The 25,771-nt window shown below is 41.2% G+C and carries 20 protein-coding genes; 10 read left to right on the top strand and 10 right to left on the bottom strand.

What is annotated here, in order from left to right; all coding sequences use genetic code 11:
* The first annotated feature begins 340 nt into the window (after positions 1–340).
* The 5 genes from FQ608_RS10780 to FQ608_RS10760 all read left to right on the top strand — a co-directional run bounded on the left by FQ608_RS10780 (position 341) and on the right by FQ608_RS10760 (position 5,705).
* On the top strand, positions 341–1,687 hold the full coding sequence (locus FQ608_RS10780) for a Gfo/Idh/MocA family protein (RefSeq protein ID WP_158858234.1): 1,347 nt from the start codon (positions 341–343) through the stop codon (positions 1,685–1,687).
* A 14-nt stretch (positions 1,688–1,701) separates the two neighbouring features.
* Entirely contained in the window at positions 1,702–2,310 is a 609-nt protein-coding gene (locus tag FQ608_RS10775; protein WP_394351653.1) for a 3-keto-disaccharide hydrolase, read from the top strand.
* A gap of 251 nt (positions 2,311–2,561) precedes the next feature.
* The gene (locus tag FQ608_RS10770) at positions 2,562–3,698 is read left to right on the top strand and encodes a 1-acyl-sn-glycerol-3-phosphate acyltransferase (RefSeq protein WP_158858233.1); all 1,137 of its coding nucleotides are present in this window, start codon (positions 2,562–2,564) and stop codon (positions 3,696–3,698) included.
* A 65-nt stretch (positions 3,699–3,763) separates the two neighbouring features.
* Positions 3,764–4,639: a carbon-nitrogen hydrolase gene (locus tag FQ608_RS10765; protein WP_158858232.1), complete on the top strand. Its 876-nt coding sequence runs from the start codon at positions 3,764–3,766 to the stop codon at positions 4,637–4,639.
* A complete protein-coding gene (locus tag FQ608_RS10760) occupies positions 4,629–5,705 on the top strand; it encodes an agmatine deiminase family protein (RefSeq protein WP_234364165.1) in 1,077 nt (358 codons plus the stop codon). The genes FQ608_RS10765 and FQ608_RS10760 overlap by 11 nt, the downstream gene beginning before the upstream one ends.
* Positions 5,706–5,858: 153 nt before the next feature.
* Here the strand turns inward: FQ608_RS10760 and FQ608_RS10755 are convergent, their stop codons facing one another.
* Complete coding sequence (locus FQ608_RS10755) at positions 5,859–6,956, bottom strand: ATP-binding protein (RefSeq protein ID WP_234364167.1); 1,098 nt, start codon at positions 6,954–6,956, stop codon at positions 5,859–5,861.
* A gap of 352 nt (positions 6,957–7,308) precedes the next feature.
* On the bottom strand, positions 7,309–7,590 hold the full coding sequence (locus FQ608_RS10750) for a TIGR03643 family protein (protein ID WP_158858230.1): 282 nt from the start codon (positions 7,588–7,590) through the stop codon (positions 7,309–7,311).
* Positions 7,591–7,631: 41 nt separating this feature from the next.
* Here FQ608_RS10750 and FQ608_RS10745 point away from each other — a divergent pair, with 41 nt between their 5' ends.
* Positions 7,632–7,769 carry a deoxyribodipyrimidine photo-lyase gene (locus tag FQ608_RS10745; protein WP_158858229.1) on the top strand — a complete coding sequence of 46 codons (138 nt, stop codon included), beginning with the start codon at positions 7,632–7,634 and terminating at the stop codon, positions 7,767–7,769.
* Positions 7,770–7,843: 74 nt separating this feature from the next.
* Here the strand turns inward: FQ608_RS10745 and FQ608_RS10740 are convergent, their stop codons facing one another.
* Together FQ608_RS10740 and FQ608_RS10735 are read right to left on the bottom strand one after the other, a co-directional pair.
* Positions 7,844–8,440: a sugar transferase gene (locus tag FQ608_RS10740; RefSeq protein WP_317168915.1), complete on the bottom strand. Its 597-nt coding sequence runs from the start codon at positions 8,438–8,440 to the stop codon at positions 7,844–7,846.
* Between the two features lie 211 nt (positions 8,441–8,651).
* Positions 8,652–9,764, bottom strand: coding sequence for a DegT/DnrJ/EryC1/StrS family aminotransferase (locus FQ608_RS10735; protein WP_158858227.1), 1,113 nt, complete (start codon positions 9,762–9,764; stop codon positions 8,652–8,654).
* A 208-nt stretch (positions 9,765–9,972) separates the two neighbouring features.
* Between FQ608_RS10735 and FQ608_RS10730 the strand changes: the two genes are divergently transcribed.
* The gene (locus tag FQ608_RS10730) at positions 9,973–10,845 is read left to right on the top strand and encodes an alpha/beta hydrolase (RefSeq protein ID WP_158858226.1); all 873 of its coding nucleotides are present in this window, start codon (positions 9,973–9,975) and stop codon (positions 10,843–10,845) included.
* Between the two features lie 127 nt (positions 10,846–10,972).
* Positions 10,973–11,938 (top strand): alpha/beta hydrolase, encoded by a 966-nt coding sequence (locus FQ608_RS10725; RefSeq protein ID WP_234364164.1) that lies wholly within the window; start codon positions 10,973–10,975, stop codon positions 11,936–11,938.
* 3 nt (positions 11,939–11,941) lie between these two features.
* Here FQ608_RS10725 and FQ608_RS10720 read toward each other — a convergent pair whose 3' ends face one another.
* The 6 genes from FQ608_RS10720 to sucD form a co-directional block, all read right to left on the bottom strand.
* Positions 11,942–13,012: a hypothetical protein gene (locus FQ608_RS10720; RefSeq protein WP_158858225.1), complete on the bottom strand. Its 1,071-nt coding sequence runs from the start codon at positions 13,010–13,012 to the stop codon at positions 11,942–11,944.
* A 242-nt stretch (positions 13,013–13,254) separates the two neighbouring features.
* A complete protein-coding gene (locus tag FQ608_RS10715) occupies positions 13,255–14,715 on the bottom strand; it encodes a PhoPQ-activated pathogenicity-related family protein (RefSeq protein WP_199856356.1) in 1,461 nt (486 codons plus the stop codon).
* Positions 14,716–14,789: 74 nt separating this feature from the next.
* Positions 14,790–16,220: a c-type cytochrome domain-containing protein gene (locus FQ608_RS10710; protein WP_234364163.1), complete on the bottom strand. Its 1,431-nt coding sequence runs from the start codon at positions 16,218–16,220 to the stop codon at positions 14,790–14,792.
* A 159-nt stretch (positions 16,221–16,379) separates the two neighbouring features.
* Positions 16,380–17,717 (bottom strand): DUF1552 domain-containing protein, encoded by a 1,338-nt coding sequence (locus tag FQ608_RS10705; protein WP_234364162.1) that lies wholly within the window; start codon positions 17,715–17,717, stop codon positions 16,380–16,382.
* 136 nt (positions 17,718–17,853) lie between these two features.
* Complete coding sequence (locus FQ608_RS10700; RefSeq protein ID WP_158858223.1) at positions 17,854–19,812, bottom strand: DUF1592 domain-containing protein; 1,959 nt, start codon at positions 19,810–19,812, stop codon at positions 17,854–17,856.
* Between the two features lie 283 nt (positions 19,813–20,095).
* Complete coding sequence (gene sucD / locus FQ608_RS10695; protein ID WP_158858222.1) at positions 20,096–20,977, bottom strand: succinate--CoA ligase subunit alpha; 882 nt, start codon at positions 20,975–20,977, stop codon at positions 20,096–20,098.
* A 130-nt stretch (positions 20,978–21,107) separates the two neighbouring features.
* On the opposite strand from sucD, the gene FQ608_RS10690 reads away from it, so the two are divergent.
* Both FQ608_RS10690 and FQ608_RS10685 read left to right on the top strand, forming a co-directional pair.
* Positions 21,108–24,548: a sensor histidine kinase gene (locus FQ608_RS10690; RefSeq protein ID WP_158858221.1), complete on the top strand. Its 3,441-nt coding sequence runs from the start codon at positions 21,108–21,110 to the stop codon at positions 24,546–24,548.
* Between the two features lie 39 nt (positions 24,549–24,587).
* The gene (locus FQ608_RS10685; protein WP_158858220.1) at positions 24,588–25,763 is read left to right on the top strand and encodes a hybrid sensor histidine kinase/response regulator; all 1,176 of its coding nucleotides are present in this window, start codon (positions 24,588–24,590) and stop codon (positions 25,761–25,763) included.
* The last annotated feature ends 8 nt before the right edge of the window (positions 25,764–25,771 follow it).

Genomic DNA, 25,771 nt, shown 5'->3' with positions numbered 1-25,771 from the left:
CTGGGGTTACACCCGGGAGAGTAGGTCGCCGCCTTACCTATCACAAGCCCCGAACATACGTTCGGGGCTTTTTTGCGTTTATAGGTTTTGAACACTTTTTTTATTTCAACTTATGTAAAAACAACTATTTATTGTTTGCTTTTAACAGTCATACTATTTTTTTACTCATATTGCATTAATTTTTCTTAAATTGATTTTTTTTAGAGTAAATAAACTGCGGACCTGCTGAAAATAGATGTCATTTGTTCAAAAATATTAGCTAAGTTGGCTTAATTCTGTAAAAAATTATAAGAATAAAACGCATTATTCTTATCTTGTATCGAATTTAATGAAAAACTTAATGCAAAATAATAGACGATCGTTTTTGAAGAAACTGGGTTTGGCCGGTGCTGCCTCCGCAGTTGTCCCCGAAGTGTTTGCCTCGGATGATTTGCCACAGGTTTCTATTCTTACTCGGAAATCTGCTTTTCAAACCAATGATGTTATCCGTATTGCTTTAATAGGAGCGGGGATTATGGGATCTCAAGATCTTAATACGGCTCTTCAACATGAAAATGTAGAAGTCGTAGCTGTATGTGATCTGTTTCAGGGAAGGCTTGAAACGGCCAAAGAAAAGTGGGGGAACCACCTTTACACCACTATGGATTATAAGGAGGTCCTAAAAAGGAAGGACATAGATGCTGTTATTATAGGTACTCCAGACCATTGGCACAAGCAGATTAGCATTGATGCTTTGAATGCTGGTAAACATGTTTATTGTGAAAAACCTATGGTCCATTCGGTAAAGGAAGGCCATGAGGTAATTAATGCCTGGAAGAAATCAGGCAAGGTATTCATTATCGGGAGTCAGGGGATTTCCAGCCTTGGTAATGAAAAGGCAAAAGAATTGCTTGCTGCAGGTGCCATAGGAGATCTTAATTATGCGGAGGGATTCTGGGCAAGGCATTCTCCTGAAGGTGCTTGGCAGTACGCCATCCCCAATAATGCTTCTGAACAAAATGTGGCTTGGAATAGATATATTTCCAATACGCAAAGTAGGCCTTATGATCCATTGAGATTTTTTAGATGGAGAAATTACCTGGATTATGGAACTGGTATGTCAGGCGACCTTTTTGTCCATCTTTTCACAAGTCTTCATTTTATTACCGACTCCTATGGACCTGATAAGATTTCCGCAATGGGAGGATTGAGATATTGGAAAGATGGTCGGGAAGTCCCTGATGTTTTGCTAGGAATGTTTCAGTATCCGGATAGCGAGCAACACCCCGGATTCAATCTTTCTTTGCGTTGTAATTTTGTAGACGGAACGAGTGGATCTACTTACTTGAAAGTGGTAGGGAGTAAGGGATCCATGGATGTCAAATGGGATGAAGTTGTCGTGAAATCTAATTTGCAGGCAGTAAGTGATGATCCATTTCTTGAGCAGCAGGCAAAGTTAAACCAAGCTTCGGATGACCGTAAGAGGATTTTACCGCCGAGAGAAATGATCTATAAGGTAGAGCAGGGATATAAAGGAGCCCACTACGATCATTTTGGGAAATTTTTCACCGCTATACGTGAAGGTGGTTCAGTCGTTGAAGACCCTGTCTTTGGCTTTCGGGCCGCTGCCCCTGCATTACTTTGCAATGACAGTTATTTCCAGGATAAATTTATAAGCTGGGATCCAGTTAACATGAAACTTATTTAAACAACAACTATAAAATGATGAAATTGATAGAGAAACCGATGATTTTAGGATTGGCCATCGCCATCATGATGGGATGTGCTTCTTCTGACGAAGTAGAATTGTTCAATGGAAAAGACCTGTCAGGGTGGACAGTGTATGGAACAGAAAAATGGTATGTGGAAGACGGCATTTTAGTTTCTGAAAGCGGTCCTGATGCGGAGTACGGATATTTGGGCACTACGGAAAACTATAAAGATTTTGAACTTACCGGGGATTTTAAGCAAGACAGAGACGGGAATAGTGGCATATTCTTTCGATCTAATTTTGAAGGAACTAAAGTGTCAGGTTGGCAGGTGGAAGTAGCTCCTCCCGGCGATGACACTGGCGGGATATACGAGTCTTATGGGAGAGGTTGGCTCATAAAGCCAGATCCGGAAAAGGACAAAAATCTCAAATTTGGAGAATGGAATACAATCAAAATAAGGGTACAGGGTGACCGCGTAATTACTTGGCTGAACGGAGTCGAAATGGTGGATTTTTCTGATGAGAAAATTGGAGAAGGTGAAGGCCAAATAGCACTTCAAATCCATAGCGGGGGAGGCCTTAAGATCTCTTGGAAGAATTTAGTACTTAGGAAACTATAATAAAATAGCTATAGCAAGGCCTCCAATTGGAGGCCTTGCTATTTCAATATGCATTTTTGATCGGTTAATCAAATCGATATTAATCAGATCAGATTGATTTTGATCTGGGATTTTTCTTCTTAGACTTACTTGATTGGAGGCAATCATGAAAAATGTGGCGGTATTCGAGTGAATAGTGTGTACGTATTATGGATGAAATACAGGATACCTTAATCATTTTTTGTAATTTGCGCCTTCGTAAGTAAACCTATATGTCCAAATTTGATTCGATTAGACCCTTTTATGATAGTGAAGTGAATGACGCTTTGCGGGAGATTGTTGATCACCCTATGATGAAGGCGATTATGCACTTTACTTTTCCGGAACTTCCGGAGGAAAAATGGGTGGAACAGTTACTGAGAACACATTCCATTAGGGATTTTCAGGTAAACTTTATATATCACGCTGTTCTAAAAGTCTTGGAGAAAACTTCAGCAGGTTTAACTACTTCTGGATTTGAAAAGATCGATAGAAACACGGCCTATCTGTATATTTCTAATCATCGGGATATTATTCTAGATACTTCCCTTCTAAATGCTATGTTGTATGAGCATGGCGGGAAAATGACCACGTCAGCCATTGGGGATAACTTAGTTAAAAAGCCCTTTCTTAGAAATTTAGCCAGGTTAACTCGTAATTTTATAGTTTTCAGGGGATTAAGTTCCAGAGCTATGTTCGATAGCTCCAAACTAAATTCCGAGTATATCATGAACTCGATTTTCTACGAAAATCGTTCCGTATGGATAGCCCAACGCGAAGGTAGAACTAAAGATGGAAATGACCGGACACAGAAGGGAGTGCTTAAGATGCTTTCCCTTGCTTGTGAAGATGGTGAAAACATGGCAAGCTTTTTCAAACATTTGAAAATAGTACCCGTTTCCATCTCATACGAAAATGATCCTACGGACGTTTTGAAAATGCCTGAACTTTTGGCAAAGTCAAGGGCGGAAATATACGTCAAGGAGAAGAATGAGGATTTCAGAACACTGTTAAGTGGCATTATGGGTCAAAAGAAGCGCATTCATATTGCTTTGGGCAATTTGTTGGATAAAGAAATTGATCAAATCTTCAGTGGTGAGTTAAATCTCAACCGACAAATGAGCCTTCTCTCGGAGGAAATTGATAAGGCAATTATTTCCAATTATCAACTGTGGCCCACCAATTATATCGCCCTTGATATGTTAAATAACTCGTCTGAAAACAGGGGTCATTATACGTCAGAAGAGAAGGAGCAGTTTGAAAATCGACTCAGACAGGGAGTAGATATCGACAATCCCGTTGCTGTTCAAAATTTCCTCGCCATGTATGCCAATCCTGTTATTAACCAACAGAAGATGCTTATTTCCTAACAAAGTGGGAAATTAGCAATCTAACCAAAATCGGAAAAAGTAGACAATTAAAAACTAAGTTCATTTTGAAAAGAAAAGTAGTTAACGTTGGGGTTTTACAAATAGCCTGTGATAAGGACCCACAGGTAAATATGGAAAAGACAGCAAAGGGAATTCGGGATTTGGCACAGGCAGGTGCCCAAATTATCTGCTTGCAGGAATTGTTTCGTTCCCTTTATTTCTGTGATGTGGAAGATTATGAAAACTTCAAGTTGGCAGAGTCCATACCGGGGCCATCTACGCATACTTTGGGAGGTTTGGCCAAAGAATTGGGAGTGGTAATAATCGCCTCGCTTTTTGAAAAACGTGCAGAAGGTCTCTATCACAATACCACTGCCGTTCTTGATGCCGACGGGGAATATCTGGGTAAATATCGAAAAATGCATATCCCGGATGATCCCGGTTATTATGAGAAATTTTATTTTACACCCGGAGACCTAGGCTACAAGGTTTTTAAAACCCGTTTTGGGAACTTGGGAATTCTAATTTGCTGGGATCAATGGTATCCCGAGGCGGCAAGGATAACTACTCTTAAAGGTGCTGATATTCTATTTTACCCGACTGCTATAGGTTGGCATAAGGATCAGGATATCGATACCAATGATGAACAATATCAGGCTTGGCAAACCATTCAGCGTTCGCATGCCGTAGCCAACGGAGTGCCGGTAGTTTCAGTAAATAGAGTGGGCAGCGAGGCAAACATGAAATTCTGGGGTGGTTCTTTTGTGACCAATGCGTTTGGCAAGGTAGTCTACCAAGCTCCCCATGACGAAGAAATACTTCAGGTAGTAGAGATATCCTTAGAGGGATCGGATCGGTATAGAACTCATTGGCCGTTTCTCCGTGATCGTAGAATTGATTCCTATGAACCACTTTTAAACAGATATCTGGATGAAGAATAAGGCGTCCGGCATGGCTGAATTAAAAGGAATAGTCCCGGCAAATTTGGGCTATTATTTTCCGGCTGAATTTGCTGATCATGAAGCTACTTGGCTAAGTTGGCCACACAAGGAAGCATCATGGCCGGGTAAATTATCGCTGATTTACCCACCTTACGCCCAATTTGTAGCTTACATTTCGCGAGGTGAAACGGTAAATATTATGCTTACCGACGAGGTCATGATGAATTTCGCATCCGAGGAATTGTTAAAGGCTGGAGCGTTTATGGAAAATATCCACTTTCATTTTTTCCCCACCAATGATGCTTGGTGCAGAGATCATGGGCCTGCATTTTTGATTAATCCTAATGCTGATGAGAAGAAAGTGGTCGTAAATTGGAAGTACAATGCCTGGGGGGACAAGTATCCACCTTACGATTTAGATAACTTGATACCTGGGAAAGTTGCAGATTACTTAAGTATTCCATGCTTTCATCCCGGAATCGTCATGGAAGGAGGCTCTGTTGACTTTAATGGGGAAGGAACGCTTCTTACTTCCACAGCCTGCCTGCTAAACCCAAACAGAAACCCCCATCTTAACCAGGAGGAAATTGAAACCTATTTGAGAGATTATTATGGCGTAAAGCAAATTCTATGGCTCGGGGAAGGCATCATTGGAGATGATACGGACGGACATATTGATGACATCACTAGATTTGTTTCAGCAGATACTGTAATAACAGCCATTGAGTCAAATAAAAATGATGAGAATTACCAGCCTCTAAAAGAAAATCTAAAGATGCTGGAAGGATTTCGATTGCTAAATGGAAAGGCAATAAATGTTGTTGAATTGCCTATGCCGGCACCTGTCATTTATGAAAATACGAGGCTTCCAGCCAGCTACGCCAATTTCTATATTGCCAACTCTGCGGTAGTTGTACCCACCTTTCGGGATAAAAATGACGAAAAGGCCTTGCAAATAATTGCAGATTGTTTCCCTGATAGAGATGTGGTGGGAGTTGACTCCCTTGATATAATCTGGGGCTTGGGATCTTTTCATTGCCTCAGTCAGCAAGAACCAAAGGTATAACAGTACTCGATCTTTGGATCGAGTACTGTTAGGATTGAATCAACTACGGAGGAACCTAACAACAAAGGAGAATTTAGGCAATCTAATAGCTGGCCTTATTGGATATTCTGAAAATGTTCTACATGTCAAGGTCAGATGAAGCGGCCAATTTTCTCAGGATTCAGCCAGCCACTGCCAAGCGGGTATCAACTCTATTTCATCTATATAATCAATCTGATCATAGGTGATGATGAAACCTTCCGTTGCTCCGGTTTCCTCCATTGCTCTTTTGATTCCCTTTATTTCCCGATCAAGGTTCCCTGAATTCACCTCCCAACACACTTGAACAGCTAAGACAACTGCTTCTCGGTCTTTTACTAGAAAATCACATTCAGATTTTTGATTTCTATAGTAATATATATTTTTGTATTTTCTTCGTAATTGTAAAAAAACAAAGTTCTCCAGTCTTCTGCCCAAGTCTTGACTAAATGAAAGAGAATTCCCCTTTGCAAATGCCGGATCTACGCTGTAAACCTTTTTAGGATTTGCTATTTGCTTTTTGATAGATGTAGTGAAAAGAGGAATAAATTCCATCAAATAGCTTTCTTGCATATAATCACAATAGTCAATAACAGTTCGGACTGATTTAAACTCGAGCAGTTTTGAGGTTTTATTATAGCTTAGTTCTTTGCCGATATTACTCATTAAAAAAACAGCAAGCCGTATTAGCTGCTTTTCGTTATTGATATTTTTTCTTACAGCTATATCTCTTGTAAGAATGTCCCTCAACAAAGTCCCAAAATAATCACTTTCTTTATCAGTGATGTATTCCGGGAACCCACCTAATTCAAAATATTCATCGAAACTTTCTTTATTCTTGTCAAGGTCCATGTAATCCAGAAATTCAAGAAAGCTAAATGGAAATAACTCAAATTGACTGTATCTCCCAGTTAATTTTGTGCCTAATTCCCTACTTAACATGCTTGCATTTGATCCAGTAATATATAATGCCGTTCCCTTTTCGTTAGCTATTCGGGCATAAATTTCCCAGTTCGGTATGATTTGAACTTCATCTAATAATAGATTGGATTTTTTTTTATCAACCATGAGCTCCTCCAGTCTCGTAAAATCCTCCAGTTCAAAGCCCACTAATCGGGGATCTTCAAAATTAACATATATGGCATCATTGAACTCTATAAATTGTTGCCGTATCAAAACACTCTTGCCACATCTTCTGACTCCGGAAACGATGACAATTCTTTTTGAGCCCATTGGAAATGTTAATTTCCTGGGCACTATTTTCTTGTTGGATTTGAAAAGGGATTGATCCTCTACTATTTTGTTTAAGTCACTTTTTGAAAGCATGATTATACTGATTATCATTTAAATATAAATAGTTTGTATTACAAATATAAGATTTCTTGTATTTGTAATACAAACTATTTAATTATGGTTTTGTAGATCTATTCGGATGTCTCATAAATCTAGGTAAAAAACAAAAACCACATAACGAATTAGATTTCATTTAAATCTAGAAAAATGTGGAGCATGTGCTCTCTAGGCTTAGGTTTGTGAAATTTGAATTCCAGACGTTATTGCGTCAAAAAAATTAAATGGACATGCCTTATTTTCTTTTGCTGATTTTATTTCCGGTGATGTTTCGTTGCCTGGAGCATTTAAATCGGTGATCTACATTTTGGGCCATATGCTTGGTACTTCTGCCCTGCACCCGTTTCCGCCACATTTTGAAAGAACTAAGTTTCATTTCTTTTCTCATTAGTTCAATAACATCTTGTTCTGTGAGCAAAAATTGGCGCATAATTGCATCAAATGGTGTCCGATCCTCCCATGCCATTTCTATTATTCGGTCTATATCTGCCGAATTCATTGATAGTTCTTTTTTCATTAAATTAAAACCTATACACCAGCAAAAGGTTTATCATTTGTATGGAGCAGATAGTTGTAGTTAAACGTGACCTTAGACTATCGGATCATGATCCACTAGGGGCAGCATTGGAATCGGGTCGTCGGATAGTTTTGGTATATTTTTTTGAGCCGTCTTTAGTTGATGCTCCCCAAAGCTAAGCGAATCCTGTCCTAACATACCGTACCCAACCGATGGCCTTGATGTAGAAATTAAGGGATTTGGGATGATTTTTTTAATCTTTATTGCCCTTCCAAATAGGCATTGACACATTTCCTTCATGGCTAATGCCTTCCTTTTTGAATACCTTTTTCACGGTTTTGAGCAGTATTTTCAAGTCTAACAAAAAAGAGCGGTTTTCAACATACCATACGTCCAGTTCGAACCGCCGATCCCATGAGATTGCATTACGGCCGTTTACTTGCGCCCAGCCAGTAATCCCCGGTTTTATAGAAAGGCGTTTTCGTTGAAAATCATTGTAGAGTTCATTGTATTCAACCAATAGCGGTCTTGGTCCGATCAACGACATTTCTCCTTTCAACACATTCAAAAGACTGGGAATTTCATCCAAACTAGTAGACCTTATCCAGCTGCCAAATTCGGTAATTCTCTGCTCATCGGAGAGTAATATCCCATCACTTCCTTTGCTATTGGCCATGCTTCGGAACTTTAACATTTTAAAAGGTTTCCCCATTTTTCCCGGCCTTACTTGGAAGAATATTACAGGAGGTCCATGAAAAAACAGCGTAAGCAAGGCCACGCCTATCCAAATCGGGAAAGTAACAACCAAGGCAATCAGACTTACAGAAAAATCAACAATTCTTCTCAACATAAAACACACCATTTATTTAAGGCAGGAGTAGCCTAACACAATATAATTACCGTATCACCCTGAATCTCTTGCCATCGAAAATAATTGGCTAAAGTATACTGCTATTCCGATTCTCAACCCACCAATATCCTCCAAAATATTTCTGATCAATTTTCGCAGTCTTATACAAATAACGAATTAAAACTCAGCACAGATTCAACTTAGTAAATATTTATGACCTGAATCCATTGATTATACCTACTACAGCTTTTATTTCTTTTTCAGTCAGAGCAGAACTGATGGGGAGGCTGATGACCTCACGGCTTATTTTTTCGGTTTGGGGAAATTGTAATTGGTCATAAATGCTATATGCTTTTTGCAAATAAGGTGGCTTGGGATAATGAATAACAGTTTCTATCTGGTGCTTACAGAGATATTCTTGGAATAGATCCCGTTTACCGCACAGTATGCAGAATAAATGCCAAACATGGGAGGGGTTACCCAGTGGCTGTGGAAATTCCGCAAGCGTAATCTCGGGATTGGAGATTTGATCCAAATAATAACAGGCAATTTTTCGTCTGACAGTGATTTCCTGATCAAGGTGCCTGAGCTTAACCGATAGAAATGCAGCTTGGATTTCATCCATTCTGCTGTTAATCCCCTGCAAATTATAGATGTATTTTTCAGTGCTTCCATAGTTGGCCAATTCCCTGATTATTTCTGCCAGTGCGGCGTCGTTGGTGACAACGGCACCAGCATCTCCCAAAGCACCCAAAATTTTCCCAGGATAAAAACTGAAACCGGCGGCATCACCCAGGGAACCGCTTTTTACGCCCTGCCACTCCGCACCAATTGCTTGGGCATTGTCTTCTACAAACTTAAGGTTATGTTTTTCCGCCAGAATGGACAACTTGTTGTCCCAGCAAATTCTTCCATAAAGATGTACCAGTAAAATTCCTTTTGTCCGGGAGGTAATATGCTCCTCTAAAAGGGATAAATCCAGATTCCATGTTTTTGGGTCAATATCGACAAAAATAGGTTTTAAACGGTTTTCGGTAATGGCCAGAATACTAGCTATAAATGTGTGGGCAGGAACGATGATTTCATCTCCCTCTTGCATGATTCCCAAAGCCAAATACCCTTTGAAAATCAGTCGGAGAGCGTCCGATCCATTGCCGACACCAACTACATGACTGGCCCGTTGATAGTCCGCCAACTCACGTTCGAATTTATCGGTACGTTCTCCCCGGAGATACCAGCCTGAATCAATAACTTCCGCTGCGGCGGTTTTCAATTCAGCGGCATATTGCCGGTTGACTTTTTGAAGGTCCAAAAATTTAATCATCTACCCCTTTGTTGTAACTGGAAGGAAGAATTCAAAATCAACCAAAGCAATTTTAGACCCGTCGTTAACTTTAAATAATTCCTGATTTTTAGTAAAAGTAACCAGAATTTATTTTCTTGGAAAGCATTTAGGGATTACCAGTAGCCTGACGGTGAAAAAACAGGTAGTTAGTGTATGCTGCATAATTTGATGAAAGATTTTACCGCCTATGAAAATCATTTTCCTTTCCGCTTGGATACCTATAACACTTGTGTTTTTTTCCTCATGCTCGCTCAATAGGGTTATTAGGTCTATGGATATCACCTATATGGAGGAGGGCTTCCTTGGAGAACTACCGGAAAAGCAACTGAACGTTTTTGCTCCGAGGAATCAAAAATACACCTATCCCGTAATGTTATTTATCCATGGGGGAAGTTGGAGATCGGGGAAAAAGGAGCTTTACACCCGCATAGGGAATAGGTTTGCTCGTCGCAAAGTTGTTATGGTCATCATGGATTACCCACTCGCGCCGGAATACAAGGTACATGCTATGGCCAAAGCCTCGGCAAAGGGCGTTGAGTGGGTTAAGAAAAATATCGCTGACTACGGAGGGGACCCCAACCAAATCTATGTTTCGGGACATTCCGCAGGTGGACACCTGTCGGCATTGATAGCCGTTAGGGATGAGTATTTCGATACCTTGGGCATCGATAACCCCATTGCCGGAGCTGTTTTGATAGATCCAGCAGGGTTGGATATGTATAGTTATTTGGAACAGGCCAATAATGCCCCAGGGACTTCGCATCTAAGGGCATTTACCGATGACCCGCAGGTCTGGAAAGATACGTCGCCCCTATACCACTTGCATGCGGAGATGCCTCCCATGATGATCATGGTAGGTGGTAGAACTGAGCCGAGCATTCCTATTGGTGTAGAACGGTTTAGGGAAGCCTATAAACCTTTTGACCCCCAACCGCTCTATTATTTTCAAAAAAGAAAAAAACATATCCCCATGATCGTTCAATTTTTGTATACTCCCTCCCGTGCATATAGGTGGGTATTGGATTTTTTGAACCAGAAAGAAGGTGTCCAGAAAAAGTAAAGATTAAGGAATAATATTAAAAGCTATCTTCCAATAGAGGGTGACTTTAATGTTAAGGTACCATACATTGTCAGGAGGGTAAAAACATGATGTCCCTTATCCTACTGGAGTTTAATCAAAAATAGATATGAGCAGACGATTAAAGAGTTATTTGATTCCGTTCATTTTACTTATGGGCTGTGTGAATTCTTCCACTCAAGAAGGAAACATTCAGCCTCCACCGGGTTATTGGAACGAAACCACTATGAAGATCGCCTATGGGTTGGGGACATTAAAATTGATTGACCGGGCTCCGGTAGTCTCTGATGATATATTAGCTGAGGAAAATATCACCTACAAAACCATCGACTCGGTTTCTCTGGAGCTTGATATTTATCGCAAAAAAGAAGCTATTGGCGACCCCAAACCAGTAATGATATTTATCCATGGCGGGGCTTGGAAAAGCGGTAAGCGCTCGGATTACCTCCCATACCTGATTGATTACGCCAGAAAGGACTATGTCACAATTACCGTGTCGTATCGTTTGTCACACATAGCTAAATTTCCAGCGGCAGTACAGGATGTAAACTGTGCGGTAAAGTGGGTCAAGGCAAACGCAGGAGTGTATGGTATTGATCCGGAGCGGATCGTATTGATTGGAGGGTCGGCAGGTGGTCACTTGTCTATGATGGTTGGATACGGAGGTGATGACCATTTGTTTGGTGGGGATTGTGCCTTTGATGAAAACAGTTCAGTTAAGGCAATTGTCAACCTGTATGGCCCCACTGACTTGACCACTGATGAGGCTAAAGATAGGAGCGAGCCAATTTCGTTTTTAGGGGCGAGCTATGAAGAACAGCCAGATATATACCAACAGGCATCTCCAAGATTCTACATCACTCCTGCTGCACCACCAACGTTGATCTTCCATGGCACCATAGACTCAGTAGTTCCTGTTTCTCAATCCGATTCCTTGGCTGTTTGGCTTGAAGAAGTTGGAGTGCCCCATCATTATCATCGACTGAAAGGCTGGCCGCATACCATGGATTTGGCTGTTAAGGTGAATGAATATTGTCAGCACTATATAGATGCATTTTTGGAAGAATACCTATAACAGTTAATCATTAACACGAAGGGTACCGATAGGCGTTGAAATCAACAAATCTGCTGGAATGGCGAATAAATTAATAGAGCTTAAATTGTCCATGTGATTGGGAGACGCTGCTAGTACAAGGCCCGATCCTGAATGGAAAACTCCAGCCCCTGCTCTAAAATCTGCTCCACCCTGACATTGAAATTGCTTGGTGGATATTTTATTAAGGGATATTTCCCGGGGGGAAAATTTATTTACTAGTTCTAGGGATGTTAATTGGTTTAGGCTTTCTGTTTCTACCGGAGAAATAATTTGGTTCCCGATAGAAGCCTCCAAAGTAATGGTGAACAGGTCCGCAACCTGATTGTCTTGAAGATCTCTCCCCATTGCTATGGCATATAGTCCTGATTCATCCGCAAGCAAGTTAATATTCTGGTAGGAGTGCCAAAGGGTATCTGACCATGAATACCTCTCCATGGAGGCGGTTTCCAAACTCCCAATTTGCGTAAAGTGCCCTGTCTTCTTTTCAAAGGATACGAAGGGACATGAATAGAAATCTAGGTTTCTGGCGTTCCAGTCCGCCACCACTAAGATGAATTCATCCTTGTACCGGGTAATTCCAATAGCTCCGGCTGTGGACCGTTCATAGGGACCATTTCGTTCTAGTGTGTAAACTGGCTTTTTCCAATTTTTATCCACTCCTAGATCGTAAATCATTACCTTGGAGGTAGTCCTTGCGTAATTGTCTTCAATCCCCACCGCCAAAAAATGATCATAGATCTGGAAACCACCTGCATGTCTGAAGGGAGAAAGCATTAAGGTGTCGATGGTCTCTACCTGAGCTTCTTTCCCCAGATTAACTTGGGCAACATAAGCCGCATCTTTTGAAGACCCAGCAAGGAATGCTGATATTTCTCCATCCTGTAGGAATAGTTGAATACCCTGTATATGTCCGCCACTTTCATCAAATGCTAAATCCCTTTTAAGCGGTAAAGCCATAGGCTGGGAGGGAAGATTGTTAAATTGATCTACGATTGCCGAAATGGGTTGGTTGTCAACGGTAACAACTTCATTACTTGAGACCTGATTCAACATACAAACCAGTAACAATGCGAGAATGGAAAGTAAATAATATGGACAGGTCAACATGTCTCTTAATTGGGGGGCTTTTGGAAAAACAGAAACTAAAGCAGGTATTTTGAATTATTTGTTCATCACTGTGTCTTACATTAAATGGAAGTTCCATTCTGCCCAAAGCCCAATCAAAACAGCCAGGAAGCATTAAAACACGACAACCGAATCCACTCTGAACTTGATTGTCGTGTTCAGCTTGTTTTTTAGTCTGCTTTGGTTCGTTTTTGAACTTTTGGGACAAATGGTTCAAATGGATAAGTTTCAGGCAGAACTTTAATCCCGGTAGTTACTTTTAACGGGGCACTTCCCCCATAGGTGAGTTCGACGAAATGGCCTTTCCAGCCTTTTGCCGGAGAGCTGATGGGTATCTCATAGATACCATTTTCCTGGAAGGGAATTTCCGTTTCTGTCCAGCCAGGGCCAAATACATCAATCCGAAAATCCCTTGTTTCCGTATTGTTAGCTTCCCAAAGTTTTATCTTTGTAGGAGGATTGTTGGAATTTACTGATACTTTGATGTGAGTGTCTGAAACCTCCCAAGTATATTCCGGTCGAGACTGTTCGGTTAAAATCCGTTTGTAGAATCCCAAAAGGATCTCCATGGCATCCGAATTGTCTAGAGAATGACCTGCATTGGGAATGTAGACCAAGTGTTTTTCTCCTTTTAGGTCATCCCAATAAAATTGCCAACTATCCGGCAAAAAGAACTGATCACCAGAACCGTTAATTAATAATTTTGGAATATCGGCAAAATCATCCACGAAAGAATAGGGATCCGAAATTTCCAGCAAGCGGTCGTATTCTTTAGTTCCCATCCAGTCCATGATCCCTTCCCGTTCATAATCTTTTACAGCAGGTGCCCAAAAACCATAGCTTCTCCAATGATGCTGAAAGGAAGGGATTACATTCAATACATCTATCACAATGGGTGCCATAGCCACCACACGGTCATCCAGGGCAGCGGTAGTCCACGTGGTCCATCCTCTTTTTGAGCCTCCAGCTACCACGTACTTTTCCAAATTCATACCAAGTTTAGTGTTGGTGTAGTCGGTGACTGCATCCATGGCTGTGATTACCGCTTTGGTCATGGGAAGTCTAGCCAGCCAAATCGCATCTTCATCCTTTGCTCCCCGTTCCATAAATTCTCTCCAGCCATAGGCGATCAGTCCATCTTCTGTCCTTTTTTCCACTGTATCACCAACAAAAGTTATAGGTTGAAAGGGAATATTATGCACCTTTATTGCCGTAGAATTGGTATTTAAAGCCGCTTCAACAAGCATCTTGTCTGGGCTTTCGGGGAGCTTGGTGTTTGTACTGCCACCAGAAATCATCAAGAATGAAACATCATGCTCCAATTTGTCAGGGATCACAAAAGATACCCAATGCCACCAAGTTGTCTCCGTCACTTCATTGGTTGTTAGCCAATTCTGGGAAACAGAACGGATCACATAGTAGGTATATCCCTCGCCTTTTGATTCATGAACCAATTCGTAGGATGTAGCGGGGTCTACACGATTCACATAGGTTTCCAGAGGACTTACCTTGTGGGTTTGCGATAGTGTATCGCTGGTTTCTATTGCTTGTTGGCACTGGGAAAAAAGTACAATTACACAAATATTTACGAAAAGCTTCGATATGAAGCAAATCCAATTTTTTGGTCTCATAGAAATATCAGAAGATTAAGTGGTTTTTTTATTTACCTTATTAAATACTCACAAACAACAAGATAGGGCTATTTTTAAAATAAGGGTCCTTCTTCCAAAACAATCTCCAAATCGGGACGATAGGCCTGTAATGCCGCAATCACTTCTTTCTTCACGGGAGTACCGAAAAAATAAATCTTTTTGAGGGCTGGGAATTCCAATAAATGCAACGCATTGCCGTCTATCATTGGCGTGAATGATATGTTTAAAGTCTCCAATTGGGACAGTGAATGGAGGTAGGGAAGGCCTGTTCCCGTTATGCCGGTCTTTTGAACAAAGAGATGTCGTAAATTTTCCATTTTGCTGATAAAAAACAGCTCATCATCGGTGATATCCGCCGAGGCAAGGGATACGCTTGAAAAAAAGGAGAAATAGGGCTCCAATTTCAACAATTCTTCCGTGGAGAATGGTTTGGGAGGGAATGTCATGCGAAGTGCAAAGGTTAGCTGTTCAGCATCTTTATCGGGCATGATTTCTATACCTAACGGTTCTGCAATCTTCAATAATTCTTGATAGACTTGTTCAAATTTTTCCTTTTCTAAAAACAACCGCTGCTGGGTTTTACGGATTTTTGGTAAGAGGATATTTATTTCTGGACCCACCTCAGGATGGTCTAATAATTCAACAATTTTAATATTTTTTTCAGCACCTTCATCAATCCAAAATGTCAATAGCTTTAGTTCTTCAGCAGAAAACCCCGGTTTGCCTTCGGGGGGCATGTGGTCTTCGTCAGATGAAGGCAGGTGAACTCTTACCATCAGTTCACTCTCGGCAGAATTGCCCGGTATGACGGCATTTTTGCCGCTTTCCCCTGCTTTTATCAAATTGTCGTGGCTTGTCATCAGCAGGTCACCCTTGGTTTTGTTTTCATTGTGGCAGTTGATGCATTTGGAATCTAGAATGGTGTAGATTAGATCTTCATAAAGTAAGACCTCTTCCAAAGGCTTCTCAGGCATCCCCTTGGGCGGGAAAAGTGCAGTCATGGGTTCTGAGATGAAATCTTGGCCGTGCGTCAGAGATCCCCCCAAGTGACTTGTATATCCCAGAAAGGCAGTCGTCGCTCCAAGTGCAGTATAAAAAAAATAGGATAAAATTTTACTGTTTTTTTCTAACCACAATACGTACACGGCACTGCTCAAACAAATTCCTACTCCTGTCCATATACCTCCCCAAAGATGGTTTAGGACCATATCCCCAGAATAGTCATCCGTTGCAAAAAGCAAATAGCCAGCTACTACGGCTATGGCACTGCTCACACAAGACAGGAAAAGCAGGCTTCCGATGACTAAAGGATGCCTGAAAAGTGCATGGAAAATACCCAGAATTAAAAAGACGGAAGTAAGCAGGATTAATACAATGGGAAAGTGTAACACAAGGGGATGAAACCTTCCTATCAAGAGGGGCAAGGCAGCATCGTTATCAATAGTTTCCGGTAGGAAAGGAACACTCAAAAAAAAAGCACTCAAAATTAAGCACAAAATGAATCCCCATCTCTTTACCGATTTAAAGGTATTTGAAGATAGGGGTAACGTTGCATACGGGTTAGACATAGATTACCAGCCTTTGATCGCTAAAGGTGAAGAATTTTGAAGCAGGATTTTTCAATAAAACATTGGGGTAAAAAACTAAACCATTATCTCATGCAGTGTTCTCGTGCTATCGGCAAATTTGTTGGTTTCAATACCCACGGTTTGAAGCCAAGTGGCATACAGATTTGCCAACGGCGTATTGTCTTCAAAAATAAGGTTTTGTCCGGTCTTGATTCTGCCGCCACCCTTGCCAGCTACAATTACGGGAAGGTCCCTTGGCGAGTGTCGATTACCGTCTCTTAATCCGGAGGCAAACATAATGAGAGAATTGTCAAGCAATGTACGGTCTCCTTCTTTGATGGATTTTAATTTCTCGCAGAAGTAAGCATACTGTTCCAAATGCCACATGGTAATTTTGTCATATTGGTCGAGATTGCTTTCATTGTTCATGTGATGGGAAAGGGAGTGATGTGCTCCCGTCACCCCGTCCAAAAAGGAAAAGTTACGGTTGCTTACCGAGTTGCCATACATAAACGATATCACCCTAGATGCATCGCTCCAGAGAGCCAAGGCCATGATGTCATACATCAGCCGGGTTTTCTCGGTGATGTTCACTCCGGCATGGGCGTCGACAAATTCCTCTATGCTAATATTGACACGGTTAAGTTCTTTTCGGATGTCTGGAGTGACTTTGCTTTCAAAATCCTTCAGACTATCCTGATTGGAAATTCGCTTTTCAATAGAGCGGATGGACTCCAAGTATTCTTCCAATTTGTCTTGGTCAGATCTGCCCAGATTGTTTTTAAGCGAGCGGGCATCATCCATGACAGCATCTAAAATACTGCTTTTGTGCGGATTGTCGGTTTTTGTATTTCCGGTCACGAATGAACGGAACAATCTGTCAAAAGCTAGACGTGGATCAATTTCTTTAGAAAGTGGGGTAGTGGCATTTTTCCAGGAGATACTACTGGCATATAATCTGGTGAAACCCACATTAATGTCCACTCCCGTGGCTATTCTGTCTAATCCGTACTCCAAAGAGGGGAAAAGTGTCTCATTTTTATAATGATTTGCGATCAATTGATCGATGGATATGCCACCTGCATTAATGTTGTCTCCAGCGGTTTTAGTAATCGGCATGGAGGTAAACAAATTGGCATCCTTCGCATAATGGCCATCAGCTCCCTGAAAGATGGAATTTTTGTTCATCATCTGCCCCAACACCAATATATCATCCTTCAATTTCCTTAAGGGTTGAAGTGTAGGCGACAGCTCGAAGTGGGTTCCAATTGCTTGGGGTGTCCAACGGTCGGGATGTACACCGTTGGGCATAAAAATAAACGCAGATCTTACAGGAAACTGCGGATTTCCCTGTGCTGCAAGGGTAAGCGGACTCATGGCTTCCAAAAATGGAAGAGCAATTGCTGCGCCCATACCTTTGAGCATTTTGCGCCTGGAAATTTGCCACTTTTTGATCATCTCGGTTATTTATTTGGTCGTTGCTTGTCAATATGAGCAAGTTAACGAAGTTTTCGATTTATACCAACACAAATATTATGTCCAGTAAATTTTATATTTCAGTGGATCTTTTTTGGAAATCCTTTATTTTCATTCGGAAAGGGTAACTTTTTACTAAATCCGCAATAAACAGATTGGGTTGAAAGTTCGTCGCGATCAATTTGTCAGAGAGCTCCCTAACGGCGGTCTCATCTGTAAATAACACGCCTCTGCCTACAGAATAGGACAGGAACTTGATGGTGAGGTTACGGGCAAATTTTTCCTTTTCTTCCATCAGCAAGAGTTTGAGATCTACGGGCCCTTGAAATTTTTCGCCAGTTGACAAGACTCCTGACGCATCAATGGGTGTATTGCCATAGGAATCTCTCCATCTTCCGACAGCGTCGAAATTTTCCAATCCAATCCCTAGTGGGTCCATCTTTTCGTGGCAGGATTGACAGGCCGGATCAGAGCGGTGCCGCTCCAACAAAGCCCTTAATCCCAGATCCTCATGCAAACTTTCATCTTCGGATAGCTCACTTACGTCTGGTGGGGGTGGAGGTGGAGAGATACCCAAAATTTCTTCCATTACCCACTTACCACGAAGTACGGGACTGGTACGCGTAGGTAAAGAAGTCACGGCCAATACACTGCCCATGCCCAACAACCCACCACGTATACCATCCGTCACATTGACCTGTTGAAATTCCTCTCCTTTTACTCCCTTTACGCCGTAAAATTCAGCTAGGTCTTCATTCAGAAAGGTATAATCGCTTTTGATGAGGTCCAGAAAATTTCCTCCATCTGTTAATATGTGGTAGAAATAGGCTGTTGTCTCCCTATACATGGCATCTTTGATTGCTTCGGTAAATAGGGGGAATTTAGCCAAATCCCCCAGAGGAGCATTTGGATCTTTCAATTTCGTGATACCTAACCACTGAGTAACAAACGATTCCGCGAAACGCAGAGCTTTGGGGTCTTCAAGCATCCGGGTAACCTGTTGTTCCAACACTTCGTCTTCCTGCAATTTGCCGGATGCTGCCAATTGAAAGAGTTCCTGATCCGGCATACTGCACCAAAGAAAATAGGATAGGCGTGTGGCCATTTCAAAATCGCTTACTGGAACCGGTTTTTCCACGTCAGGCTCTTCTTCCATTTTGTAAAGAAAGGAAGGAGCAATCAAAACGGCTTTAAATACTTCGCCGACACTTCTGTCGAACCGTTCCGGATTTTGCATGGAGTGGTTGTTCGCATACACCTTTTCAAAGAGGGTCAACAACTTCTCTTTTTCTTCACTTTTCAAAAATCTCCGGTAAGCACTGCTGGCGAAGGGATAGATAACCTTCTCTGCTGCCTCCACCGGAGGATTTACCGGATTGAAGGAGGAAAACAAGGTGCTTTTGATCCAAGTTAAAAACCGCTGCCAAAGGGTAAGTTTGTACGTAAAGGGAACCAATTTATCCCATTTCGCCCGGTCCTGATATACTTCTTCAATAATTTCCTCCGCTGCATCATAATATCTTTCCATCTTTAGAGGAGTGAAAAAAAGTGAACCTCCCTGATTATCAAATCCGCTGCCCCCAGAACCGTCTGAGGGGAACCTGTTTTTGGCATCAAAGGAGATGCCAGTCAAGTCCATGACCGTATAGTGATATTCGGTATGGTTTAACCTTCGGATGATTACTTTTCCAGGGGTTTTGTTTTGCAATGACTTTACCAAGATATCGTTGATTCCGTCCACCAGAATGTGGTAATCCTCCGCAGAAAGTGGCGGCTTGTGGCTGGGAGGCATGGCATTGGTTTTGACTTGATCGATCACATGAAGCCAAAGTTGCCCGTCTTTGATGATTCTCCCCTCTTCTTCATATTTCTCCAGGTTGATACCCCCTTTTGAATTTCCTACGTTGTGGCAGGAGTAGCAGTGAGTTTTAAGCGTGGGAATTATATCCTTCGTATAGTCTAAGGTCCCCTGCGCCTGTAGCGTAGTGACCTGAATAAATAAAAAGACTCCAATGAGCAATTTTTGGGACATAGGACAATTAATCAATTGGTTATGATGTGTTAATTGGAATCAAAATATAGATAATTATCACGATATAATCAATGGGATTGTGATAGGTGGGAGATTGAAGCTATTGACAAAATGGGGCAAATCCTTGACAACAGGTTAAGAAAAGGGGAAGGACAGCATAATCGCTCTGTTTTTGCTTAAATATAGTTACCTCAAGAAAAAGCTTTCGTGTCAATAGGTACATAAAAAAAGAGAGGATAATTGAATTATCCTCTCCAGTTATTAAAACATATTTCAAATACGATTATGCATCAACCCCAAGGGCCTTTGCCATTACTTCCCCAATTTCTGCTGGGGTTTCGGCTACATAGATACCATTTTCTCTCATAATTCTCATTTTCGCTTCGGCGGTATCATCTTTGCCTCCGACGATGGCCCCTGCGTGACCCATTCTTCGGCCTGGAGGAGCAGTCTGTCCCGCTATGAAGCCGACCACTGGTTTTTTATTCCCGTTTTCCTTGATCCATTTGGCTGCTTCAGCCTCATAATTTCCGCCGATTTCGCCGATCATTACGATGGCATCGGTTTCAGGATCCTCCATCAGGAGCTGCACAGCCTCCTTGGTAGACGTACCGATTATCGGGTCACCGCCAATACCGATGGCTGTAGAGACACCTAAGCCTGCCTTGGAAATTTGATCGGCAGCTTCATAGGTCAGTGTTCCTGACTTAGAGACTACTCCAACTCTTCCTGACCGAAATACAAAACCGGGCATAATTCCCACTTTAGCTTGTCCCGGTGTAATTACTCCCGGACAGTTAGGCCCAATTAGAGTGGCTCCTTTTTTCTTGACATAAGGTTTTACCTTCATCATATCTTTGACTGGAATACCTTCTGTAATCGCTATGATCACTTTGATGCCGGCATCTGCTGCTTCTAAGATGGCGTCAGCGGCAAAGGCAGGAGGAACAAAAATAATGGATGTATTTGCTCCAGTAGAGCTAATTGCATCTTCCACCGTATTGAACACGGGTTTGCCCAGGTGAGTTGATCCTCCTTTTCCGGGTGTAACTCCACCAACAACGTTGGTTCCGTATTCAATCATTTGTTGTGCATGGAAAGAACCCTCGTTTCCGGTGAAACCTTGCACAATTACTTTTGAACTATTATTTATCAAAACACTCATAATGCGATTTTTAAAGATTTGCTACAAAATTATAAGAATAAGGCCTACCACAAAAAGAAATGCGAAACATTATCAATTTAATTTAGAGTATTGATAACTTTTTCTAAATTTAACCTCGTAACAGCTAATCATGAATAAGTGCATCTCTTTTGTATTAATCTTTTTGTGGGTGTTCGGGAATTCGTCGGGGCAAACCTTTAAATCTTCCAAACAGATTAGGGGTTTTGACCTAACTTCCGAGTCGATTTATGCAATAAACCAAGATGCTAATGGATTTATTTGGTTGGCAACGGATAAGGGGGTCAGGTACTCGGACGGCATATCCATGAAGCTATTGCCAGAAGAATTACTTTTGCAATCCTACGCCACCCAGCTACTTACTATAGATCAGGATGGACATGTATGGATTTACCAATCCAGAGGCAAACCAGTTGTCTATTATTATGATTTGTCAGCATGGCACCGCATCCCCCTATCCATAGCTAAGGATGTGGAGGAATCCAACCAATCAAATACTCAACTATATATTGGAGGTTCAGGGAAGGAGAAATCACTTTTTTTAGTGGTAGGGGACCAATTAGTGGTGCAGGACATGGCTGGAGAGTTGATCCGAAAATATGACATTGATATTGGTTCATTTGGAAGGTTCACTTCGATCTTTACATCTGCTGAAGGGGAATTGCATTTTGTTTTCAATAAGTGTGTTTTTAAACTAACTGATGATACTTTTGAGGAAGTTACCTTATCCACAGAAAATCTTCCGGAGCCTGTATTACAGGTGGTATATAATGATCTGGATAGCTCCTATTATTACCTCTCAAAGAATTCGCTCTACAAAAGTGACCGTCTGGGCCAAATTGATGGGCCGATATTTTATGGTTTTTCAGGTATAATTAACTCAGAAAAAGACTCCTACGGACTTTTTGAAAATAATGGGGATCTTTATTTTTTTTATAATTCCCAATTATACAAACGCAATTTCAGGTCCAAGGCTATTACGGAATTATCAGTCAGCGACGAATTGAATGTAAATTATGTGCAAAGTACTTTTGTGGATAGGGAAGGTGCTACTTGGTTGGGTACATATAGGGGTGCCGCGATACTATCAAGTCTCAGGTTCCAAAGTTTTGATAAGCGTATCGGTTTGCCGGAGACCGATATTTCAGCTATACATTATTTGGCCCCCACTACTTATATTTTAGGATATAACAATGGCTATCAAATTTGGGATGGCACCCAAATACTTAAGTCAGTTGAGTTCTCTGACCCATATGAAGCAAAATTAAATAGGGTGATGAATTTTTCCAGGGATAAATTTGGGAAAATCTGGTTTGGAGCTTATAAAACAGGACTTGGGTTTATAGATCCCGAAAGCTTTGACTGGCAAAAAGTATCCCTACCTACAGACGAACCGGTTAACTACGTGGAGGTAAGGGAAGACAGTCTATTCGTCATTACGCACAATCACCTTTGGAAAGCACCAATCGACGAAAATGGTCCCACAGCTCCCTTTGAGGAATATTTAGAAAACATAACTCAGCAAGAAGGGTTCTCCGGAAATTTTATCAGAAAAACAGGGAAAATTCAGGATAAGTGGATAATCTTGGACAATGGAGAGAATACCTATTCCAACGATCCAGACATAGGTTTATCATATATTAGGATTTCAGGCTATGACTACCTCCTGAGAAATGATACTTTGCTGATTGCAACTGAAGACGGCTTGTTTTTTTTGGAAGATGACAAATTAAAACTATTCAGTTTGAATGGAGATACTGTTAGAAATCCGGTGTACACCATATTGGAGGATGATCAGGCTAGACTTTGGCTGGGGACTAATTTTGGAGTTTTTGTACTTGAAAATAACCGGATTCGTCAATTTAACGAACGGAACGGTCTGATCGGGAATGAAGTCAGTCGTGGTGCTTTGCAGATGGCTGGGGCAGGCAGAATTTTTATAGGCACACAAAATGGAGTATCAGTTTATATTCCGGAGGAGGATAATCAGCGAATCACTGCTCCTAAAACGTATATAGAAAAAATCACGGTAGTCTCGGATGTGTCTATTCCAACATCAACCTCAAATATACCTTATGCATATAACAATGTATCTGTAGATTATAGGGCTGTGAGTTTTGCGTCATGGCCATATTTAACAGTGAGTTACAAATTAATTGGCTTGCATGATGAATGGCGAACCATTGAAAATCCCAGAGAAAACAGGATTTACTTCAACAACCTTCCTCCCGGCGAATACCAACTCATGCTAAAATCCAGTTTGGGCCAGCAGGTTAATTCAGAAGTGACCTATGCAGATCCGTTTACCGTAAATTACCCCTATTATCTTCAGGGTTGGTTTATAGCGTTGGTGGTAATCGTATTTGTTGGTTTGGGCATTTTGTTAAACTTTTTATTCGTGCAGTTCAGATATCAGGGAGTACTCAAAAGTGACCTTGCTAGAAAAAAAGTGGAAATTAAAAAAACGGAGGATCAGTTCAAAAATGTGTGGAATAGCTCCGTAGACGGATTGATGCTTTCTGTAGCTGGTGGTATAGTAATTGCGGCGAATCCTGCCCTTTGTAGGCTTGCCGGCGTGAAAGAAGAGGAGTTGATTGAAAATGGACTGTCATTCCTTTTCCGCGATCCAACCTTTTACCAAAAGGAGCGTGCGACTATGTTGGCTGAAATTGAAAGGATGAACGGCAGCGGATTTAAACGGGAGATGCGGATGCCATTTAAGTCCGGGGACAAAGAGGTGGAATTATTTATTGCACGCATGCAATCAGACTTTGAAGATAATGCATTTTTGCTTAATATTTTTAGGGATATCTCGCAAAAGAAAGAATATGAAGAAGGTTTAAAGTTAGCCAAAGACCGGGCTGAGGAGGTAAGTATGTTAAAGAGTAGTATCTTAGCAAATATGAGTCATGAAATTCGTACACCCCTAAACGGGATTTTGGGAAGCGCAGAAAACATTCTTGGAAATATTCAGGACCAACCCCACCTCGCTTCCCAGGTTCAAATAATCCAAGAAAGCGGAGAGAGGTTGCTCCATACTATAAATGCAATTCTCGATTTGTCTAAAATTCAGTCGGACAAAAGAGACATCAATTATGAAGTAACGAATATCAATGATTTCTTTTCTAAAATCTTGCTGCCCCACAAATCTTCGGCAATTAAGAAAGGCATATTGGTGACCGTAAAGCACCGAACCAAGCCTTTTGTTGGCAATATTGAACGGGAGTATATTACTATGATAATTAATCATGTAGTCGGAAATGCAATAAAATACTCTAATGAAGGGGTGGTTACCATTGAGATAGAGAAGAAAGGGGAAAACCTTTTCCTAAAAGTAACGGACCAGGGTATTGGTATCGGTGAGGAATACTTAGATAAATTATTTTCACCGTTTGAGCAGGAAAGTAATGGATATGACCGGAAATTCGAAGGCGCAGGTCTCGGATTGGCGGTGACCAAGCAGCTTTTGGACCAACTATCGGGCACTATTGATATAAAAAGTACAAAGGGAAAAGGAACGGAAGTAATTATTGAAATACCATTGTTTACATAAATTTCTGAAATCGAGTCAGACATAACAAATTTTAGCTACATGTTTTCTTTAAAAATTTTAATTACTGAAGATGATACTGTTTCAGCCCTTTTATTAAAAAAGGCACTTGAAAAAAATCATCATGAAATTATTGGGATGGCTGATTCGGGTGAAATGGCTTTGGAAATTCTGGAAAACAACAGGGCGGACATCGTCATGATGGATATTAATCTATCTGGAAAGCTAGACGGGATAAAGACGACGGAAATTATCAATGAGAAATATAACATCCCCGTGGTTTACCTTACTGCAAGTTCTGACGCAGAAACGCTCCAAAAGGTAGCAGTAACAAACCCCAGTGCATACGTCATTAAGCCCTTCAATATCCGCGAGTTAAATATGGTCATCGAATTGGCCATCTTTAAAGACAAAAAGGAAAAGGAACTCCAAAATCTAAATAACGAACTAGAGGAAAAGGTAAGGCAACGGACCGCGGATCTTAACGAGGCTAACAAAGAACTGCAGAAAGCCCTGGAAAAGGAACGGGAGCTAAGTGAACTGAAGTCAAGGATCGTTCAGAATGTATCCCATGGGTTTAAGACACCACTTACATCTATCCTCAGTTCAGCTCAGCTGTTACAAAAATATGCGGAAAAGGACCATCCTTTTAAAGTAAAGATCGCCAAACATGCCGGAAAAATTGAAAATTCAGTAAGAAGTCTGAATAGTTTGCTGACTTCTGTACTCTTCTTTGGAAAAGCAGACGCTGACAAGATGAACTATAAGCCTGTACGGATATACACCGCTTCATTTCTTAATGAAGTAGTGGATATGGTAAAGGCAGGAGTGGAAAATGACGTCAAAATTGTTACCCAATTCGATAAGTTACCAAGGATGATCACCTCCGACATGGATTTACTGTATCAGATTTTGGAAAACCTTCTATCCAACGCAGTAAAATATTCCAGGGATGGGGGACTTGTGGAATTTCAGGTTTGGGTAGAGGATAACTTGCTAAAGGCATCGATCAGAGATCAGGGGATAGGAATATCCCCTGCTGAACAGTCCCAGTTGTTTGACCGCTTTTTCAGGGGTAAAAACGTAGGATTGAGAGAGGGATCCGGACTCGGGTTATCCATAGTGAAAAAATGTGTGGAAGTAATCGGTGGAAAAATCACATTTCATACTGAACTTTCAAAAGGGACAACCTTCCTCCTTGAAATTCCGATTAAGTAAAGACAAAA

Source organism: Lunatibacter salilacus, assembly GCF_009797935.1.
Lineage (GTDB): Bacteria > Bacteroidota > Bacteroidia > Cytophagales > Cyclobacteriaceae > Lunatibacter > Lunatibacter salilacus.
This window is presented reverse-complemented; position numbering and strand designations above follow the sequence as displayed.